Raw genomic sequence first — 20,602 nt, forward strand, 5'->3', positions numbered from 1 at the left:
ATTATACTAAAGCCTTGATGATTTCATTAAGTTCTTTCATAACAAGAGGTTTGACAAGCACTCCTCTTGCTCCTTTTTTTATACCTTCCTTGTCAATTTTAGGATTTTTTACTGCCGATATAATAAAAAAAGGTTTACCATGCTTGTTAATTTTTTCACAATAATGCCAAATTGTACTGTCAAATCCTCCGATATCAAGTAATGCTATATCAAAGGATAGTGACGACAAAATTCTATCTAAATCCTCATAGGAAGAAGCACTAACAGAATCAAATCCCTGTTTTTTAAAAAATTCTGCCACTAATTCAAGGTTTTTATTCAACTTGCTTAATATAAGAATAGTTGTCATTTTATTTTCCTTTAACTAAAACAGGGCTTCCAGATAATATATTTCTCATATTTTTTAGAGGCTCTCCAACTCTTATGCCGTATTTTGTTATCTGAAATTCTCTTAGTGTTTTTTCAAAATCTCCAAGTCTTTTCTTAAGTACTCCTATTGCTCTTCTAAGTTCTCCCTGAACCTCAATATATCTCAAAATAATTACATTGTCAGCAAGATAACTTATATCTTCTTGGGCAATCTGAAAATCTCCTGTAATATTTTTTGTTTCAGTAGGCAAGAAAACTGTAACGCCATTATTACTAAGGTATTTACAGAGAGCATGAAGATGGGTGGTAATTTCACTACCTCTAACAGATAGTTTATACCCTGAGGTTGAGTCAAGCATAACAATTCTTGTTGTATTCTTTTCAACATCATCTTTCACCATACTAGCAAAAGAACAGGGTGTAAAAATAAGAGGTTCAATCTTTTTTATCTCAAGGGTTCCCTTTTTAATCATCTGATTTATGGGGATATTAACTGAAGATGATCTTTCAATAATTTTTTCAATGGATTCTTCAAAGGTATATAAAACACTTCTTTCACCTCTTCCAGCAGCTTCCTTTATAAACTGCATTCCAAGAGTTGTTTTCCCGGTACCAGAAGGACCTGAAATAATCGTAACTGTTCCTCTTTCAATTCCTCCATAAAGAAGTTCATCAATCTCTGGTACACCAGAAGGAAGTTTTTCAAAAGTAAGATTTACTTTTTTCTCTAATGGAAGAATTCTTGGGAAAACTACCATACCGTAATCATTTCTAATTTCGTAATAATGTTTTCCTGAAAGATAATCTGAACCTCTAAATTTTTTGACTTCTAATTGTTTGCCTATTTCAGAATATGATAAATCAATTATTCCATCTGCAAGAAATCTTAAATCATCATCAGGAGCATCTTGACTTGTCTCAGCAGTGAATAACACTGTAACACCGCTTTCATTAAGAAATCTAAGAAAAGAAAGTACCTGTTTTCTGAACTGAAATACGTCTGTTGATAAATACCTGAACTGTGTCATTGAATCAATAACAACTCTTTTAGGTTTTAAAGATTCAATTTTGTCTTTGATTGCCTTCGTAACTGGTTCTCTCTCAACTTCTGCAGGTGAAAATATGTCATAGGATTCAACTTCAGTAAAAAACTCTGCTGAAGGGCTTAAATCAAGAAACTCTACATTTTTAAGTTTTAATCCAAGTAAAGAAGCATTGCTTCTTATTTGTTCTTCCTTTTCTCCTAATGTTATAAAAAGACAAGGTTCGCCTTTTTTGTCTCCTTCTTCAAGAAAATGAAGACAAATAGTAGTTTTTCCACTTCCAGGTCCTCCAGCAATAAGATATGAATTATATTCAAAGTAGCCACCATTTAAAATATCATCTAATCCTTTAATACCAGAGGAAATTTTTGTTTTTTGAAATTTTTCAGGCATTTTTTCTCCTCCTACGGCTATTTTTTAAATTATATATATTTTCCTTTAAATTAGCAACTTTTTTCATAGAAATTAAAAAATTTATTTGTTATACTTATTATAAATCTCTATCGGGGTATCAAAATGGAAGAACTAATCAAAGAAGCTGAAAAAAAGTTACCAATATCCTATGAATCAGCAGAGGATTATGAGAAAAAGAAGGATTTTATGCTTGATTTTGTAAATACAGAAATGTCAAAAAGAAAAGATTCGGTTCAATTAATTGGAGGAAACTCTTTACAGATGATGTTTGACAATCACAGAAATCATATAAACTTTATGATTAATGTTTTTAAGTTTTCCTTGTTTGAGCTACTCATAAAAATAGTGCCATGGGTTTATAGATCCTATCACAATCATGGTTTTTCTTATGATTATTTCTTAGTTGAATTGGGAACATGGAAAAGAGCAATAAAAAAATTTCTTAATGAGTCAAGCGCAACTGAAATCATAAAAACATATGATTGGCTTATTGAAAAACTTGAAATTATGGTAGAGTTATCAAAAAATCAGGAAACTTTTACCATAAAATTAGAAGATGAATGGAGGGATAAAAAAAATCAATTTCTCTCATATATTTTAGAAGGTGATTTTGAAAAGGCTTTGAAATTTACAAAAAAAATTGTGAAAAAATATGAGGATATTGAAAATTTTTATTTAAAAATAATTCAACCTGCCCTGTATGATGTTGGAAATCTTTGGGAAACAGGAAAAATTTCAGTAGCAGAAGAACATCTTGCTACATCTATTGTTGGAAGAGTAATGGCAAACATATATATTCTCTTTCCAAAAACTAAAAAAAGCAAATTAAAAGCCATTGTCGCATCTTCACCTAATGAATATCATGAATTAGGAGGCAGAATTGTGGCTGATTTTCTCGAAATGGATGGATGGGATGTTTCCTATTTAGGCGCTAATGTTCCTGAACAAGAATTAATTAAAATTGTTAAAAAAACTAAACCCAAATTAATTGCTCTCTCTGTAACTATGCCCTTTAATCTTGAAAAGGCTGAAAAAATAATAAAATCATTAAAAAATATGGAGTCCTATATTCCAAAAATAATGGTTGGCGGTATTGCTTTTAATATTATGCCTGATTTATATAAAACAGTCGGAGCTGACTTCTGGGCTAAAGATGCTAAGGAAGCAGTAGAAATTGCCCGTAAGATTAAAAATTTATGAAAATTTCAGAAATACTTGAAAAATACAATGAAAAGATAATCCTTTATTTTTCAAAACTAAGTAATACTGGTTTGGTTTTAATTGATAAAAAAGGCAAAATTTTGGATTGTAACAGAGGATTTTTAGAATTAGTAGGACTTAAAGATAAACCGATAAATCATAATATAAATAATCTTCTGTCTAAAAATTCTGAAAAAATCTCTTTTCCTGAAAATGTGTTTTCAAAACTTAATCTCTTATTTGATGTCTTAGGAGAAGCTGAAATTCTCATTAAAGGCTATATTTTCCCCTGTGATGAATTATATCTCCTTGTATTTGAACAACACCGTCTTACCTACAATGAGTTGATTGTAAAAATGTCTAAATTAAATGACCAGATAGTTAATATAACAAGGGAGCTTGAAAAGAAAAATATTCAATTATCAGAGGCTTTATCTACTGTAAAAAGAATGATGAATACAGACCCCTTAACAGGTGTTTTTAATAGAAGAGCAATAGACAAAATGATAGGTCGTGAAATTTCATTAGCTTTAAGGCATAAAATTCCCCTATCTGTTGTCATGATTGATATAGATTTTTTTAAAAAAATAAATGATACATACGGACATGAAAAGGGAGATTATGTTTTAAAAAGTTTTGCAAACAAAATTAAAAAATTAATAAGAAAGGAAGACATATTCGGTAGATATGGTGGAGAAGAATTTATTCTTATTCTGCCAAATACAAAGATAGATAATGCCTATCAAGCTTCAGAGAGAATAAGGCAGAAAATAGAAAAAATGAACATTAAAGGAATTCAAGGTAATATAACAGCAAGTTTTGGTTTGACAGAAATTCTTCCTACAGACAATGAAAATAGTCTTATAAAAAGAGCAGATGAAGCCCTTTATTTAGCAAAAAGAAGGGGTAGAAATCGTTGTGAAATATTGTAAAATTATATATTGCAAATGAGACTAGAAAATCATAAATTATTTTCAAAATTATCTACTCCATTAATTATTTTAATTCTTATTTTTACCTCGTCAATTTATCTTGATATGTTTCAGCAGGCAATTTTAGCCTATGGATTAATGATATTGGGACTTTTGTTTACAAAAATAAAAAAACAAAAGGATTATCTTAGAATTTTTATTCTATCAATTGGTTTGTTTATTACTTTAAGATACTGGATTTTCAGAACCTTTCATACTCTTGGTTATACAGGATTCTTTGACAGTTTAGCCATGACTTCTCTTTATATTGCTGAGACCTATGCGATTGTAATTTATCTTTTAGGAATATTTGTAAATCTTAATCCAATAAAAAGAACGCCACCACCACTTCCTGAAGATAAAAAATTACTTCCAACTGTTGATATATTTATTCCAACCTATAATGAATCTGAAGAAATTATCAAAGTAACAGCTACTGCCTGTAAACAACTTAGATATCCTCAGGATAAATTGAACATATACATCCTTGATGACGGAGCTACCTTCCAAAAAAGAAATGACCCAGACTCTGAAAAATCTTCTTCAGCTTGGAAAAGATATGAAAGTTTGAAGACCCTTGCTAAGGAGTTAGAGATAAATTACATTACAAGAGAAAAAAATGAACATGCAAAGGCGGGTAATTTAAATAATGCTCTATGGCTTACCTCAGAGGGATATAAAACGGAAACTGGAAAATCTGAATGGTTTTGTTATGGAAAACCACCAAAAAGAGGAGGAGACCTTATTGTAGTCTTAGATTGTGACCACGTTCCTACAGTTGATTTTTTGGAAAATACAGTTGGATTCTTTCTTAAAGATGAAAAACTTTTTTTAGTTCAAACTCCCCATTTCTTTATAAATCCTACTCCTATTGAAAAAAATTTAGGAACCTATGTTGAAACTCCCGGAGAAAATGAGATGTTTTATGGAGAAATTCACAGAGGATTAGATTTCTGGAATTCATCCTTTTTCTGTGGTTCAGGTGCTATATTGAGGAGAAAATATCTGGAAGAAGCTCAGGGATTCTCTGGCAGGACTATTACTGAAGATGCTGAAACCTCATTGACTTTACATAGTAAAGGCTACAACAGTGCCTACTTAAGGAAACCTATGATTTGTGGGCTTTCTCCTGAAACCTTTGATGATTTTATAACCCAGAGAAGTAGATGGACTCAGGGAATGATTCAGATACTGCTTTTAAAAAATCCTTTTAAACAAAAAGGATTAAGATGGTATCAGAAACTATGTTACACCAATAACTGTATTTTCTGGTTTTTCGGTTTAGCAAGAGTAATATTCATATTTGCTCCTCTTATGTATCTACTATTCAGTTTAAGGGTTTATAATGTATCAATTGAGCAGATTTTATCCTATGCTATTCCCCATCTTTTTTATTCACTTAGCCTATCCAATTATCTTTATGGAAAGGTGAGACATCCTTTCTTCTCTGAAGTTTTTGAGTCAGCACAAAGCTTTTTCCTTCTTTTTCCAACTATTGGAGTTCTGTTAAATCCACAAAAACCTACTTTTAAGGTTACTCCAAAAGGAACTTCTCTAAAACAAAGCGTGGTCAACATGAGAGTTCTAATATTTTACATTTTGCTTGTCTTATGTATTGCTGGTATTTTTGCAGGAATAAATAAATGGATTTATTCTCCCCTTGAAAGAGGAGCTGTTGCAGTATGTATTTCATGGAATCTTTTCAATATAGCAATGATAATAGCCTGTATCGGAGCTCTCTATGAATTAAGACAAATAAGAAGATTCCATAGAATTGAAACTAATGAGGAAGCTTTACTGATAATTCCAAATACTCTTAAAAGTTTCAAGGCATCAATAAAAGATATATCATTAGGAGGTATGGCATTACAATTGAAAGAGCAAGCCTTTATTCCCTTTTTGGGAAGTAACATAGAAGTAGTTACATGGGATAGTTATGGCAAGCAATATCGATTTAAAACAACAGTAAAAAGAGTAAGCACAGACAAAGCCATTACAATAGGATGTAGTTTTAATGATTTAAACGATTTTCAAGAAATAGTAAAATTTGTTTATGGAGACTCAGGTAGATGGGAAAAATTCTGGGAACGAAGAGAAATACAAAAAGGAATTCTTTCGGGATTTATTTATTTACTCAGGATTGGTTTTGTTTCCATGGGAAGAAATATAAGAGGATTATTTAAATTTATTTTTTCAAATTTAATAAAATTTAATTTTATGGAGGGTCTATGGAGACGATACAGTTTAAAAATTTTCAGAAGCAAAATTTAAAAAGCATAGTTTTTTTTGTCTCACTTTTTATATTTACGATACTTTTTACAAATCCTCGATTATGCTTTTCAGAGGAAATATTAAAGTTTAATGTTCCCTTTTCAAAGGTTGCTCCTATAAAAACCTCTACTCTTACAGGAGCTTCTAACTTTATAAAAGTTAAAATACCTGCCTCTGATAGATGGCAGATTAAAAGGGCAACACTTAATTTTTCCTATATAAATTCAACAGCACTCTTACAAAGCAGGTCAAGGCTTGTTGTATGGTTAAATGAACATCCCATTGCCCAGATAACTCTTAATCCTCATCTACCAGAGGGTAAAGTTTCTGTAAATTTACCAGTTAATCTAATAAAATCAGGATATAACGAGCTAAAATTCACTGTTGCCCAACACTATACATTAGAATGCGAAGACCCGGGGTCTTCAGAATTATGGACTACAATAGAATTTGATAAAGCTTCCTTTGATTTTGAAATAGCTTTAAAAAAAGTGCCTGAGGATTTAACAGCAATATCCAATTTTCTTTTTGATTCAAAGAGCTTTATAAAGCATGAAATAAATCTGGTTATTCCAGAACTAAAAGAAGAATACATAGAATCTGCTATGATAGTTGCCTCTGGTATTGCTATGAAATTTGAATACAGACCTGTTAATTTTATTGTTTCTCAGAGCATAAAGAATGGAGTTGATAACATTGTAATAGGTGACAGTATATTCATCAAAGAATTAACTGGAGATTTATTTCCAGAAAAGGAGGCTTACATTAAAATCAAGGCACTACCAAATGATCCCTATCATGCTCTTATAATTTTAAAAGGAGATACTGCAGAAGAAATAAAAAAATCAGCATTAGCTTTTGCTTCAATAAATTTTCCCTTTCCAAAAACTTCGTCTATGAAAATTGAAAATGTAAAGATCACACCTCAAACACCCAAAATAGGGAAATCTACAGTATTACCAGGTTATGAGTATTCTTTTAAGGATTTAGGATTTTTTACTACTAATTTTCAGGGAGTTGGCGCAAAATCTGTTTCAATGGATTTTAAAATTCCATCAGATACATTTTTAAAACCAAACTCCTTTGTTACTCTTAAACTTAACTTTAGCTATGGAAGTGGTATGAGGAAAGACAGTACTCTTAATATTCAAATAAATGGAAAATATGTTGCATCAATCTATCTTGAAAATGTAAGAGGTGGTTTGATAAGAAATTATCTTATTGATATACCTTTAAGTCTTTTTAAACCAGGATATAACCAGATAACTTTCACAGCAGTACTCTCTCCACTCATTACTGGATACTGTGAGTTTGTTCAAACAGAAAATTTACAATTAACTCTCTTTGAAGATTCAAAGATACTATTTCCTAAGGCTTCCTACTGGGCAGAAATGCCTAATATAAATTTATTTTTTGTAGATGCCTTTCCTTTTTCAAGACCCTATGATTTCGGTAATTCTGGAGTTTATCTCACAGAAAAAAGTAATGAAATTCTTTCATCTGCCATTAATTTAATAGCAATGGCATCTCAAAAAGCAGGATATCTTCCAATTAATTTAAAAGTCTCCTTTGATATCGGCAAATTAAAGGATAAAAATCTCCTGATTGTAGGAACTATAACAAAAATTCCAGAGGAATATTTAAAGGCAGGAAACATAAAAAATGAACATGCGGGAAGTTTTGTATATTATTTATCAAAAAATTTTGAAAAGAGCGAATCAAGTATAAACAGCAAAATTCGCTCAATTATTGAAAAAATATTCCCTCTTACTAAAACAAAATCCGATTATGAATACAGCAAAAGTCTGATAAATCTTTCTTCAAAGCTTGAAGGCAATTTTTTAGTAATTTCTGAATTTGTCTCTCCTTATAAAAGCAGGAATACGATTCTAATGATTTCTTCAATAGATGGAAAGGAACTTTCTAAAGGAATTTCTGCTTTATGGGAACCCTCTGTTAGTGCAAAAACCTTTGGCTCTCTGGTTATCTTTGATACAACAAATCCCGAAGAGACTCTTTTTGCTTCCAAAGGAGAGGATACCTATTATTTGGGTAATTTAGGATTTTTAACCTCAGTAACTTCCTGGATATATGCTCATCCAGTTTTATTTACTCTATTGATAATGCTAATTATAGCTATTCTGGCATTCTTCATTTTTAGATTTATTAAAAAATTCAGAAGGATTAGAATGGGTGAAAAAAAGAGTTAGCCTATTCATTATTTGTTTTATTACGTTTATGAGTAATCAGAATGTTTTGGGTTTTAATCAAGAATGGGAGCTTTACAAAAAAATTTTTATTTCCCATGATGGAAGAGTTATTGATTTTCAGAATAACTCTATTAGCCATTCTGAAGGACAGGGCTATGGTATACTTCTAAGTTTAATGTTCAATGATATAGAAACCTTTGAAAAATTATGGAACTGGACAAAAAATAACTTAAAGGTAAGGAAAACAGACAACCTTTTATCATGGAGTTGGGGTAAACATATTTCAGGAAAATGGACAATTCTGGATTATAACAATGCAACAGATGGAGATATTCTTGTTGCCTATGGTCTCTGCCTTGCTTATAAAAATTGGGGAAAGTCCGAATATTTAGAGGAAGCAAAGAAAATTATAAAGGACATAAAAGCACTACTCATATTAAAAAACAATGATTCATTTTACCTTTTACCAGGATATTTTGGTTTTTATAAAGATGATCTTCTTATCATAAATCCCTCATACTATGTGCTTCCAGCCTTTAAAGCCTTTTCAGAATGTGACGATAAAGATTTCTGGAATAAATTTTTTGAAAAAAGCCTTAATTTTCTTATAAATCTAAATTTTGGTGATTTTAAACTTCCTGCAGATTGGATTATTGTAAAAGATGGAAAAAGCTCAGTATTTTATGAGAAAAATGAATCCTTTGGTATTGAAGCAATCAGAATAATTCTATACTCAGCAATGATAAATGATAACGCTATTCTGAATAAATTCTCTGAATATCTCAATGTTATAGAAAAAATAGGCTATGTGCCAATGAAAATTAATTTAAAAACAAATGAAATATCACCAGAAGAAGGAGCTGCCTTTCAATATTTTATTGCCTCTCTCTTAGCAGATAAAACTGGGAAGAAGGAACTTGCAGAAAGTCTAAGAGAAAGAGGGTATAAAAAATTAGAAGAAGAAACCCAAAATTATTATTCCTATACTTTATCATTAATTTCTAAGGGAGTGAAGTAAAATGAAGAATATTATATTTATCTTTTTAATTTTTTTGCTTCCCTCTGGCATCCTTGCTCAAGAAGGAAAACAAGAAAACATAATAAGAATTGAAAAACAAAGGGAGCAGACTACAGTAATTCAAAATCCTCTTAAGCAAGAAATTTTAACAAATATAGATGAAAAAACCAAAAAAATTACGGAAGAGCCAAAAATAAAAAAACCTATTTATGAACCTAAAAAATTGGAGTTAAAATTTGTTGAGAGAAATAGATTAAAGGAAGGATGGAAACTTTATGAGGAAGGTAAATATGAAGAGTCTTTAATAAAGTTTAAAAATCTTATTCATTCAACTGACAGAGAAATATCAAATTCTGCAAGACTGGGAGTTGCCTATAGTCTTAAAAATCTCAATAAAAATGAAGAAGCATTGCTTCATTTTGAAGAACTATGGCAGGAAAATTATAGAAGAGACGAAATTCTTATCCATATAATTGAGCTTTATATTAAACAAGAAGATTTTGAAAGAGCTGAAATATACGCCAATTATTTAAAAGAATCAGATAGAAAACCTATAACAAATAAAATTAGAGAAGCCTATTTGCAAAAAAAATTTGAAAGCCTTTCTCCAAAAGATGAACGTTCTGCCTATTTAAAATTTAAAAATGAAACAGAAGAAATGCTAAAAGAATGCATTGGAACATCTGTGTTTTTTGAACTAAGCAAAAAATTGGCTCTATTAAAAGAAAATCAAGAAGCAGTTGATATCTTAAATAAGCTTTTGCAATGTGTAAATGAAGATTTACAATTCCGATTAGGAATAATCTATGAATATACTTCCCTTGTTTCTTTTAATCAAGCCTTAGAAATTTTAAAAAGAGAGAGTTATTCAATCAACGATAAAGATTATCTTGATAAAATTAAATCAATTGAAATTAATCTATACAGGCAAAAACTCGCTTCATTAGATTTAAACTCTCCTGAGGTAGAGAAAATAGCTAATAAAATTTTAAAATTTCAACCTGAAGACAAATCAGCAAAAACTTCTCTTGCGTGGTATCACTTTAACAAAAAAGAATACGAAAAAGCCCTTGATATTTTTACCGATTTAAACAAACAATATCCCGATGAAGAGGACTACATACTTGGGATTTCCTACTGTTATTTCTCATTAAATAAAGACGATGAATTAATTGAATTTGCTGAAAAAGTAAATTTACAATCACCAAAGTTAGATGAAATCAAAGCCAATTCTTATATAAGAAAAGCTGACAAAGCCTTTTCAGAAAGGGATTTCAAAACAGCATTTTTAACAATAGATAAACTTTCAAAACAAAAAAATCAATTATTTAAGCAAAGATCTGCCCAATGGTATTGTAGACAGGGATTTTTCCTGTTAGCCTCCCATACTGATTTATCAAAAGAAGCTTGTTATTATAAGGAAAAATTTCCCCACTTTGAGACTGGCTTCTTTTATAGACAGAAATCAGGAGATGAGGGAAGCTCCAAACTAAAAGAATTTTCTCTACCCCTTTCTTTTCATTATCCAATAGAATCAGGGAAAAAATTAACTTTTACAGTAATTCCAAAATATGTAAATTCTGGGGAAATAGAGAAAAATCCATATTTGGGGAATTACTATTACTTTTTAAATGGAACTCAGCAAAAAAACACGCCTGTCACCTTAAAATGGCTTATTCAACCAGATATTTCCTATGAAGTTGAAGGATATCCTCATATAAAAATCTCAGTCGGAAGCACTCCTTTGAATGGACTTGTTTCTGCTATGCCCACTTTTTCTATAAATGTAGATTACAAAAAATTATGGTTTAATATTCATCAACTTCCCATTGAGGAATCTATTCTTTCAATACAGGGACAAAAAGACCCTTATACTAATACAAAATGGGGAAGAGTATTAAAAACAGGTATTAGCACAGGCTTGAATTTCAGTTTTTCCAATTCTTACTGGACAGCACTATCTACTGATTTTAACTATATATGGGGCAAAAATGTATGGGAAAACTACTCTTTAAAAGGAAATATTAGCATTGGTAAAACTTTTATTTTAAATGAAAAATCTCAGTTTGATGCAGGATTATTTTATGTAATACAGCATTTTAGAAGAAACAGCAACTTTTTCACCTTTGGGCATGGTGGTTATTTTAGTCCCCAGCTTTTTCAGATGATTGGACCAACATTTAGATACCAGGTAAGAGATTGTTGTGAAAACTTTATTGATTTGAGACTATCTTTCGGTTACTTATATTACAGAACCGATAACTCTCCCCATTATCCAAAATTTCAAGACAGTATAGATTTATTTAATCCTTCAGCACAGAATGACATAAAAGCCTTCTATGCTGGTGAGAAAAAATCAAAATTTGGTGGAACCTTAGAAGGAAAAATAAAGCACTCTATAAATAAAAATCTTAAAATTTACGGATACGGAGTTGGGAATATATCTGGTGGATATAATGAATGGAAAACAGGCTTGGGACTTATATACTATTTCGACTAAATGGACTTCTTTATTTTGCTTCTTAATATTTCATAAAGAAAAATAGCTGCACTAATTGCCACATTGAGGCTTTCTGATTGCCCAATATGAGGTATTCGACAGGATATATGAGGAATTTTTCTTAAATCTCCACTTACTCCCTTTGATTCATTTCCAAAAACAACTACCAAGGGTTTAGAAAAGTCTACATCAAAAATGAATTTTTCAGACTTTGGCTCTGCAATTATAAGATTTAAATTATTTCTTACGATAAATTTTTCTATTTCAATATAATCTGCTCTTACAATGGGAATATAAAAAATACTTCCTGCCGATGCCCTTAAAACCTTTGTTAAAAGGGGATTACATGTTCCCAGAGTTAAAATTATAAAATTTGCACCCAATGCCTCAGAAGCTCTGATAATTGTACCAAGATTCCCAGGGTCTTGAATTTTATCAAGTATTACAACAATCTCTGGATTATTGATATTTATATCCTTTAGATTTCTTATTTGAAAGGATAAAACTCCAAAAATACCCTGTGGAGTTATAGTATCAGATATCTTTTCTGCAATTTTTTCACTAATACCAACAATTGGATAATTTTTTCTATTTATCAAATAAAAAAAAGATTTCTCTTTTCTTATAAACTCCTCTGTAACAAGAATCTGTTCTATATAAAAAGGAGCATCTTTTTGAATGGATAAGGCTTCTATAGCAGTTTTTATTAGATTTAAACCTTCTATGAGCGTTCTGTCAACAGGATTTTTTTTGATTTTTAAAATTGTTTTAATAAGAGGATTTTCTGTACTATTAATCCATTTCATTTAGTGTCTCTTTAATGGCAAAAGGAATATTTTCTATGATATCTCGAGCAATAAGTCCGTGATATCCCTTTTCAGAAGAACCAATATCTCCGCTTAAACCGTGCAAGTAGACACCTAAAATTGAAGCATAAAAAACATTCACCCCCTGTCCAATAAGTGATGAAATCATTCCAGTAAGAACATCTCCTGAGCCACCTGTTGCCATTCCTGGATTACCTGTCGTGTTAACAAATACTTGATTTCCATCGGAAATAACTGTTGGAACACCCTTTAAAACAACTATAGTATTCAATTCCTTTGCAACATCCATTGCGATGTCAATTCTTTGTTTTTCAATATCCTTAACAGAAAGTCCAATTAATCTGCTCAGCTCACCAGGATGGGGAGTAATGACTGTCTTTGCTTTAGCATCCCTTAAAATTTCCTTTTTTTTGCTTAATAAAGTTATTCCATCTGCATCAATAACAATTGGCACAGAACAATTCATTAAAAGATTTTTTAGAATTTCTTCTATATCTTCGTTTATTCCTACTCCAGGACCAAAGGCTACTGAATCTGCTTTTTCATTGACAAAACTAATAATTTGTTCTGCTGACTCCTTTGACAAAGTTTTGGTATTACATGGCAGAGGAAGAATCATTTCTTCAAGGACATTACTTTGAAAGACTCCTTTAAGTGTTGACGGTATTGCTAAAGTAACCAATCCTGAACCTGTTCTCAAAGCAGATTTAGCTGTCATAAGTGCTGCCCCTGTTTTCCCTACTGAACCAGCAATAACCAAAACATGTCCATATTTGCCTTTATGAGAATATGCAGGTCTTTCTGGAATAATTTTTCTTGCAAAATTTTTTGTTACAAGATTTACCTTCAAATCCTCCGATTCAGTTAATTCCTTTGGAAACCCTATATCTTCAACTGTGAGCTCACCTGCATAATCTTTACCGGGATAAAGAATGTGTCCCCTTTTTGGAAGACCAAAGGTTATTGTTTTTTTAGCCTTTATAGCCTCTCCTAACACTTCTCCTGAATCCGAAGAAATACCTGAGGGTATATCTATTGCAATAACATTTTTCTTAAGGGAATTTAGAACCCTTATAAATTCCACAAGTTCACCTTCAATATTTCTTGTTAAACCTGTTCCAAAAAGAGCATCTACTATTACTTGCGTTTCTTGTAACTCTCTTTTTGTCGGATATCCTTTTAAAATAGATACTTTAAATTTTTTTGCTATTTCAATCTGAATTTTACATTCTGATGAAAGTTTTTCATCGGGAAATATCTGAAATATCTTAATATCCTTTATTTTACTACTTAAAATCCTTCCAACAGCAACTCCATCTCCACCATTGTTTCCCGGACCAGCTAAAATTATTAGGCTATCTGGACATTCCTTTATAACATGATTACTTACTGACAAAGCAGCCCTCTCCATTAAAACAATAGATGGAATACCGTATTTTTCAATGGTTAAATTATCAATTTTTGCCATTTCCTGTGATTTAACAACTTTCATAAAATTTCACCACCCTTTATTATTATTCAAAATAAAAGGATAATTAAAATTTGTAAGTCAAACTTAGCCCAATCATATGTATATCAGATTTATAAGTTCCATTTGCACTGTAATTAGCATTAAAAGAAACATCCAAGGGATTATCGTCAATTGTATTATTCTTTTTTCTATTTTGCAATTTCTGATAGGCATAGGATATGTCAAAATTGAAATTCTTCTTTTTTATTAATATCCCAGCAGTTAACAAATGAGTATTAGCATCAGGAATTGTTGGTTCAAAGGTACTGTCAGGAACAGGATTTCCGCTGTATAGATAGCCTGCAAGTAATGCAAGGGTTTCATTTATCTGATATTTTATACCTACGTTAAAAGAGTATGTATCCTTCCAATTCTTTGGAGTAATTAATGTATTAGAGTAAAAAATAGGTTGCTCCAGATCTAATTTTAACTCTTTATAGGAAGACCAGCCTTCCCATCTCATTGCAATTTCAAATGTGAATGGATCTAATCCTTTATAAAAGACACCAAAATGAAACTGTGCTGGTAATGTAAGTTGAACCTTTCCATTTGTATTTGGGAATAAATCAGATAGCAATGGAGATGGTAAATTATGAGTTAAAGAGCCATCTATATCAACTTTTATTCTACTTCTATAAGATGCACCAATTGATAAATCCTTTGTAAGGTCAACTAAGACTCCAAAATTGCAACCAAAACCCATTCCATCACCTTTAAATTTTTGATTTCCATCAGGAAGAGGTGAAAAATTCAATTTTTTCTCCAAAGTTGTATCAAGATAAAGGATATTAAGACCACCAGCCAATGAAATATCAGGTGTTATCTGAAGGGAAATTACAGGATTAATATTATAAGTCTTCATATCAGCCTTGGTTGTAATGTATCTGCCTTCCCAGTCATCTGGCCACTTTGTCCCAAGTCCAAAGGGGCTGAAAACACCTAAGCCAACACTAACCTTTTCATTAAATTTATGAGTCATATAAAATGTTGATGGGAAATGTAAATCTGTCTCCTCTTTATATGTTTTTCCCGAATAATCACTTGTAAACTTTCTATTTGGAAACATTAAAGTTGTTCCAATCTGTATTTGAGTACCTTCGAGTTTGTTGATCAAGGCTGGGTTAAAAAAAATAGCTGAAGCATCTTCAGTATGAGCAATAGTTGCAGCACTTTGCCCCAGAGATGATGAGCTTTGGGTATATATAGCAAATCCAGACCCGTAAGTATTAGAGACATTTAAGAAAAAAGCAAAAATAAAAATAATACTCCATCTGCTAATTTTAAATATTTTTTCCATCTGCTTCACCCTCCTTTAATTGGGTTAATAATTTTCAATACCTCCTAATTTGATGATTAACAGATTGTAACCTGAAAAATATGTTATTGACAATAGATAATGTTTTAAAGAAAAATAGAATAACTAAAAAACATTAATTAATAAAATAATGGAAAAATTAGATGATGTAAAAATTAATTCACAATTCGAATCAAAATTATTTCAAGAAAGAGCAAAAAAAATTTTTAAAAAAAATTTAATCAATATTCTAAACTACATAAATTTTCAGAATGAATACATAATTTTAAAATTTAAACATCTCAAGTACAACAATGTTATATCTGTCAGAGCTCAGATTGAACCCTGTTTTTCCGATACCTTAGTTTGCATATTATTAGATAGAAAAGAAAATCTAAGTGATTATAAATTTCTGAATTTTTTTATTGCAGATGGTTACAGGTTTATTTTAGTTGAACCAGAATTAAAAGATATAAATAAAGAAAAAATATCTTTCATTCTTCCTGAAATAAGTTATGATCTTAATTCACGAAAGTTTAAAAGATATAAATGTAAAGATATAGATGTTGAAATATTTAAATCTGGTATTGTCTTACGAGGAAAACTCGTTGATTTTAGCAATACAGCCTTTTGTATTGAGCTTTTTAGCTTACAAACCCTCCATCAATATTTAATTCTTGAATCTCGAGTTACAGCAGTTTTTAGGAAAGAAGAAAACATTTTTTATTCAGGAGAATGTGAAATAATAAGAAAAAACATAGTCAATGATAAAGGAAAACTTATTCCAAACCCTGTGGTTGTATTAAAACCTGTAGACGAAAATATACCAATATTTAAACCGAAAGAAATAAGAAGCCCACGATATAAATTATGTCCTTTACCAGTTATTGTTTTTAAACATCCTTTAACAGATAGAACTGTAACACTTAAAGTTGAAGACATATCTGGTTCAGGGGTTTCAGTAGAAGAATATTATAATGATTCAATCCTTTTACCAGGATTAATAATTCCTGAGCTTGAGATAGAATTTACACCGGGATTTACCATAAATTGCAAAGCTCAAGTTATATACAGAAAAATAAACCAAATTGATGATGAAAAATCAACTGTAAAATCTGGCATTACATTCCTTGATTTAAATATTCAAGATCAGGCTAAACTCTCATCATTCCTTCATCGAGCAAAAGATGATAGAGCATATGTATGTAACAGGGTTGACCTTGATGCACTATGGGAGTTTTTCTTTGATACTGGTTTTTTCTATGCTGAAAAATATGCTTTTTTACAATCAAATAAAGAGGAAATAAAAAAAATCTATCAGAAACTATATTTTGAAAATCCTCATATTGCAAGGCATTTTATATATCAGGATAAAGGTAAAATTGTTGGACATATATCAATGTTAAGATTATATGAAAAAACATGGCTATTTCATCATCATGCAAGCAGATCTATTAATTTATCAGCTGGTTTGTCAGTATTAGATCAAATTAGCAGATATGTAAATGATTTTTATCATATGAATTCAACATCTATTGATTTTATCATTTGTTACTTCAGACCTAATAATAAATTCCCAGCTCGTGTTTTTGGGGGTTTTCAAAAGGAATTAAATAATTTAAAAGGTTGTTCTATTGATAATTTTGGATATTTCAATTTTAGAAAGAATTCTTATATTTTGACGTTACAGCCCTATGATTTATTAGGATGGAAACTAAATAAAAGTACTGAAGATGACTTGTCAGAATTAGAAAATTTTTATAAATTTAATTCAGGCGGTCTCCTGCTTGATGCTTTAGACCTTAAACCAGAAATGATTAATGTTCATAATTTAAATTTTGAGTATGAAAAAGCAGGATTTAAAAGAAAAAGAAAAATATACTCTTTGAAAAAAAATAGAGATTTAATTGCGATAATATCACTTACAATATCGGAAACCGGTTTAAATCTTTCTAATTTGGCAAACTGCATTCACATAATTGTTATGAAGCCTGAGTTACTAAATGATCAATTGTTATATTTTACAGTATTCTTACTTTCAAAACATTATGATAAGGAAAAAATTCCTGTTCTTATTTATCCATTAAATTATTTCGAATTTCAGCCGATTTTATATAAAAAGGTGTATAGTTTATGGATTCTGAATCCAAAGTATTCAGATGAATTTCTTAAATATTTAAGAAAATGGATTAGAAATAATGAAAAATAAACCTTTATACAACAGTAAAATCATAAAAATCTATCTTCAACTAATAAAAAATAAATACAGTTATGTTGATATTTACGAAATATTAAATTATGCAGGCATAGAGCCATATCAAGTAGATGATGAAGGGCACTGGTTTACGCAGGAACAAATAGACAGATTCTATGAAAAATTAGTGAAATTAACAGGTAATCCAAATATTGCAAGAGAAGCAGGTAGATATGCTGCCTCACCTGATGCTCTTGGGCTAATTAGACAATACATACTTTCCCTTGTTGGACCTGCGAAAGTTTATGAATTTATCGGTGAATATGCTAATAAGTTCACCAGATCATCACATTACAAATCAAAAAAAATAAAAAGGAATAGAGTTGAAATAACTGTAACTCCTTTTAAAGGAATAGAAGAAAAAATTTTTCAATGTGAAAATAGAATGGGATTTTGGGAAGCAATTGCTTTATTGTTTAATTACAGATTACCCAAAATAGAACATCCAGAATGCATGTTCCATGGCGGTAATGTTTGCCGATATATAATCTCTTGGGAAGAATCACTTTCAGCAAGATTAAATAGATTGGTAGTTTATCTGGCTTTGTTATTTTTAGTATTGAACATAATATTTTTTATTTTTTATCCAGAAATTTCTTTATTTGCTTTACCTTTATCTGCTATTTTAATATTAACCCTTACAAATGTCTCTGCTTCAATTAAAAACAAGGAATTAGAAGCTTCATTAAAAAATTTTCAGGATGCATCTGAAGAAGTCTTAGAAAATATACAAATAAATTATGATCAGGCTTTTTTAATAAATGAAATAGGACAGGTTTTAAGTAAACAAATAAAAATTGAAGATATACTTTCTGAAACCATACAAATTTTACAAAACAGACTTGATTATGATAGAGGAATTATCCTTCTTGCAAATGAGGACAAAACAAAACTTATTCCTCAAACAGGTTTTGGATATGACTTTGAACAGTATGAATATATAAAGAATACAAATTTTCATCTTGACAAGCCTGAGTCTAAGGGACCTTTTATTGTTGCCTTTCGAGAACAAAAACCAATTTTAGTTAATGATTTAGATGAAATAGCATTAAATCTTTCTCCTCGAAGTCTTCAATTTGCAAAGAAGCTCGGTACAAAATCATTTATTTGTTGCCCTATAGTTTATAATGAAGAATCATTGGGAATTCTTGCAGTTGATAATGTTAAATCAAAAAGACCTTTGCTTCAAAGAGATATAAATTTACTTATGGGAATTGCTACGGAAATTGGTATAAGCATCAATAATGCAAAACTTTTTGAAATAAAGGAAAAACAATTCCAGTCTACACTAAAAGTTTTAGCAGAAAGCATTGATGCAAGAGATAATTTAACAAGAGGACATTCTGAAAGAGTCGCAGAATATGCTAAAGGAATTGCTAAAGAACTTGGAATGTCAGATGATTTTATAGAAATGATTTATGTAGCAGGATTACTTCATGATTATGGCAAAATAGGAATCCCTGATTCTATCTTAAAAAAAGAAGGACCCTTAACTAATTATGAATATGAAGAAATAAAATCACATGTAGATAAGACTCAAAAAATAATAGAACAGATTGAATTTGATAAAAAATATCAAGGTATTGTTGAAGTGATTACCTATCATCATGAGAAAATTGACGGAAGCGGTTATCCTAAAGGTCTTACAGGTGATCAAATTCCGATTGGTGCTAAAATTCTTGCTGTTGCAGATTTTTTTGATGCCATTACTTCTCATAGACACTACCGAAATGCTTTACCATTAGATGAAGCCTTCTCTTTATTAATTGAAAAAAGAGGGGTCCACTACGATGAGGAAATTGTAGATTCCTTTATAAGGTTTTATAAAAAGACTTATAGTGTCAACCTGCCTTCAATCAATGTAAAACAGACTTCTGGCCTCTACATAAAATGAGAGGAGTATAGGTAAATCTTCTTGAATTTAAAAAGAATTCTTTAAATTCTCTTAAAAATCCGTCATATCCATCTTCATATTCTTCAAATTTGAATTTTATCTTTTTTGAGACAACTTCTATTTTTTTAAACCAGTTATAAACGTCCTTTTCTTTAATTTTTCCATAAATAAGATGATGGGCTTCGACTTTGACCTTTATGTTAGTAAATCCTAAATCATATAACATGGAATATAATTTACGTCCTATATAGGGATCAAAGTTTGCTTCCGATTCTAAGGAGTTCATTAATTTAAATAAGGTTTTTTCTAATCTTGGCGGAAGTTGATAATGATTTAAACAGTTATGATCTAAATCAATCAAACATAAAATACCACCTGGTTTTAATAGCTTAGAGATATTTTTTACAATTTCAAAAGATTCCCTACGATAATATTCAAGAAGGAATCTTACCCAGATAAAATCAAAAGAATGCTCGATATTTAAAGGTTCAAGTATATTAAAGTATTTAAATTCTATCCCTTTTTTACCATAATTTTCTTTCGCATAATTTATTCTTTCTATAGAACTATCTATTCCTAATACTTCACCGCCAGGTTGAACCAGTTGATATAATACAACAGTTGTTATGCCTGCTCCACAACCTATATCAGCAACCTTCATTCCGGGTTTTATACCAGCCCATTTAGCCTGTTTTTTAACTGCTTCTGTATCTGTTTTTAATTCCAATCTAAAAATTTCTTCATTATTTTCCATTAAGTAATAATTAGTTTTCATTTTGAATCCCTATCAATTTATTGATAAAAGATTCGGAAATATAACATAAAAA

General features: G+C 30.3%; 14 protein-coding genes. 8 read left to right on the forward strand and 6 right to left on the reverse strand.

The annotated features are described in order from the left end of the window. Position 1: 1 nt before the first annotated feature. The gene (locus tag QI155_RS09215) at positions 2-349 is read right to left on the reverse strand and encodes a response regulator (protein WP_281321475.1); all 348 of its coding nucleotides are present in this window, start codon (positions 347-349) and stop codon (positions 2-4) included. Between the two features lies 1 nt (position 350). Beyond that, positions 351-1,805 carry an ATPase domain-containing protein gene (locus QI155_RS09220; RefSeq protein ID WP_068861190.1) on the reverse strand — a complete coding sequence of 485 codons (1,455 nt, stop codon included), beginning with the start codon at positions 1,803-1,805 and terminating at the stop codon, positions 351-353. Between the two features lie 123 nt (positions 1,806-1,928). On the opposite strand from QI155_RS09220, the gene QI155_RS09225 reads away from it, so the two are divergent. Genes QI155_RS09225 through QI155_RS09250 form a run of 6 tightly spaced genes read left to right on the forward strand, consistent with a single transcriptional unit; the run spans position 1,929 to position 11,996 of the window. Beyond that, complete coding sequence (locus QI155_RS09225; protein ID WP_281321476.1) at positions 1,929-3,026, forward strand: cobalamin-dependent protein; 1,098 nt, start codon at positions 1,929-1,931, stop codon at positions 3,024-3,026. Next, positions 3,023-3,958 carry a GGDEF domain-containing protein gene (locus QI155_RS09230; RefSeq protein WP_281321477.1) on the forward strand — a complete coding sequence of 312 codons (936 nt, stop codon included), beginning with the start codon at positions 3,023-3,025 and terminating at the stop codon, positions 3,956-3,958. The genes QI155_RS09225 and QI155_RS09230 overlap by 4 nt, the downstream gene beginning before the upstream one ends. Before the next feature lie 15 nt (positions 3,959-3,973). Continuing rightward, positions 3,974-6,268 carry a glycosyltransferase family 2 protein gene (locus tag QI155_RS09235; RefSeq protein ID WP_281321478.1) on the forward strand — a complete coding sequence of 765 codons (2,295 nt, stop codon included), beginning with the start codon at positions 3,974-3,976 and terminating at the stop codon, positions 6,266-6,268. Continuing rightward, complete coding sequence (locus QI155_RS09240; RefSeq protein ID WP_281321479.1) at positions 6,226-8,478, forward strand: cellulose biosynthesis cyclic di-GMP-binding regulatory protein BcsB; 2,253 nt, start codon at positions 6,226-6,228, stop codon at positions 8,476-8,478. Before QI155_RS09235 ends, QI155_RS09240 begins: the two co-directional genes overlap by 43 nt. A 28-nt stretch (positions 8,479-8,506) precedes the next feature. Further along, positions 8,507-9,496, forward strand: coding sequence for a glycosyl hydrolase family 8 (locus QI155_RS09245; RefSeq protein ID WP_281321480.1), 990 nt, complete (start codon positions 8,507-8,509; stop codon positions 9,494-9,496). Between the two features lies 1 nt (position 9,497). Next, positions 9,498-11,996 carry a cellulose synthase subunit BcsC-related outer membrane protein gene (locus tag QI155_RS09250; RefSeq protein WP_281321481.1) on the forward strand — a complete coding sequence of 833 codons (2,499 nt, stop codon included), beginning with the start codon at positions 9,498-9,500 and terminating at the stop codon, positions 11,994-11,996. Here the strand turns inward: QI155_RS09250 and QI155_RS09255 are convergent. The 3 genes from QI155_RS09255 to QI155_RS09265 are packed head-to-tail and all read right to left on the reverse strand — an operon-like array spanning position 11,993 to position 15,630. Next, the gene (locus QI155_RS09255) at positions 11,993-12,802 is read right to left on the reverse strand and encodes an RNA methyltransferase (RefSeq protein ID WP_281321482.1); all 810 of its coding nucleotides are present in this window, start codon (positions 12,800-12,802) and stop codon (positions 11,993-11,995) included. The genes QI155_RS09250 and QI155_RS09255 overlap by 4 nt on opposite strands. Beyond that, positions 12,789-14,315: an NAD(P)H-hydrate dehydratase gene (locus tag QI155_RS09260; RefSeq protein WP_281321483.1), complete on the reverse strand. Its 1,527-nt coding sequence runs from the start codon at positions 14,313-14,315 to the stop codon at positions 12,789-12,791. Before QI155_RS09260 ends, QI155_RS09255 begins: the two co-directional genes overlap by 14 nt. A gap of 43 nt (positions 14,316-14,358) precedes the next feature. Beyond that, positions 14,359-15,630: an OmpP1/FadL family transporter gene (locus QI155_RS09265; protein WP_281321484.1), complete on the reverse strand. Its 1,272-nt coding sequence runs from the start codon at positions 15,628-15,630 to the stop codon at positions 14,359-14,361. A 148-nt stretch (positions 15,631-15,778) separates the two neighbouring features. Here QI155_RS09265 and QI155_RS09270 point away from each other — a divergent pair, with 148 nt between their 5' ends. Both QI155_RS09270 and QI155_RS09275 read left to right on the forward strand, forming a co-directional pair. Beyond that, the gene (locus tag QI155_RS09270) at positions 15,779-17,836 is read left to right on the forward strand and encodes a PilZ domain-containing protein (RefSeq protein ID WP_068860124.1); all 2,058 of its coding nucleotides are present in this window, start codon (positions 15,779-15,781) and stop codon (positions 17,834-17,836) included. Beyond that, positions 17,826-19,775, forward strand: a complete 1,950-nt coding sequence (locus tag QI155_RS09275; protein ID WP_281321485.1) for an HD domain-containing phosphohydrolase — start codon at positions 17,826-17,828, stop codon at positions 19,773-19,775. Before QI155_RS09270 ends, QI155_RS09275 begins: the two co-directional genes overlap by 11 nt. On the opposite strand, the gene QI155_RS09280 is transcribed toward QI155_RS09275, so the two are convergent. Then, positions 19,738-20,550 carry a class I SAM-dependent methyltransferase gene (locus tag QI155_RS09280; RefSeq protein WP_068860128.1) on the reverse strand — a complete coding sequence of 271 codons (813 nt, stop codon included), beginning with the start codon at positions 20,548-20,550 and terminating at the stop codon, positions 19,738-19,740. The two genes, QI155_RS09275 and QI155_RS09280, sit on opposite strands and share 38 nt — an antisense overlap. Between the last annotated feature and the right edge of the window lie 52 nt (positions 20,551-20,602).

It is taken from the genome of Thermodesulfovibrio sp. 1176 (assembly GCF_029946585.1).
In the GTDB taxonomy this organism is placed as follows: Bacteria; Nitrospirota; Thermodesulfovibrionia; order Thermodesulfovibrionales; family Thermodesulfovibrionaceae; genus Thermodesulfovibrio.

What these genes read in the sequence shown, in the direction of transcription:
- QI155_RS09260 (WP_281321483.1), bottom strand. Translation starts at nt 14,315, where the DNA reads ATGAAAGTTGTTAAATCACAGGAAATGGCAAAAATTGATAATTTAACC.
- QI155_RS09275 (WP_281321485.1), top strand. Translation starts at nt 17,826, where the DNA reads ATGAAAAATAAACCTTTATACAACAGTAAAATCATAAAAATCTATCTT.
- QI155_RS09245 (WP_281321480.1), top strand. Translation starts at nt 8,507, where the DNA reads ATGAGTAATCAGAATGTTTTGGGTTTTAATCAAGAATGGGAGCTTTAC.
- QI155_RS09280 (WP_068860128.1), bottom strand. Translation starts at nt 20,550, where the DNA reads ATGAAAACTAATTATTACTTAATGGAAAATAATGAAGAAATTTTTAGA.
- QI155_RS09220 (WP_068861190.1), bottom strand. Translation starts at nt 1,805, where the DNA reads ATGCCTGAAAAATTTCAAAAAACAAAAATTTCCTCTGGTATTAAAGGA.
- QI155_RS09250 (WP_281321481.1), top strand. Translation starts at nt 9,498, where the DNA reads ATGAAGAATATTATATTTATCTTTTTAATTTTTTTGCTTCCCTCTGGC.
- QI155_RS09230 (WP_281321477.1), top strand. Translation starts at nt 3,023, where the DNA reads ATGAAAATTTCAGAAATACTTGAAAAATACAATGAAAAGATAATCCTT.
- QI155_RS09215 (WP_281321475.1), bottom strand. Translation starts at nt 349, where the DNA reads ATGACAACTATTCTTATATTAAGCAAGTTGAATAAAAACCTTGAATTA.
- QI155_RS09225 (WP_281321476.1), top strand. Translation starts at nt 1,929, where the DNA reads ATGGAAGAACTAATCAAAGAAGCTGAAAAAAAGTTACCAATATCCTAT.
- QI155_RS09255 (WP_281321482.1), bottom strand. Translation starts at nt 12,802, where the DNA reads ATGAAATGGATTAATAGTACAGAAAATCCTCTTATTAAAACAATTTTA.
- QI155_RS09240 (WP_281321479.1), top strand. Translation starts at nt 6,226, where the DNA reads ATGGAGACGATACAGTTTAAAAATTTTCAGAAGCAAAATTTAAAAAGC.
- QI155_RS09235 (WP_281321478.1), top strand. Translation starts at nt 3,974, where the DNA reads ATGAGACTAGAAAATCATAAATTATTTTCAAAATTATCTACTCCATTA.
- QI155_RS09270 (WP_068860124.1), top strand. Translation starts at nt 15,779, where the DNA reads ATGGAAAAATTAGATGATGTAAAAATTAATTCACAATTCGAATCAAAA.
- QI155_RS09265 (WP_281321484.1), bottom strand. Translation starts at nt 15,630, where the DNA reads ATGGAAAAAATATTTAAAATTAGCAGATGGAGTATTATTTTTATTTTT.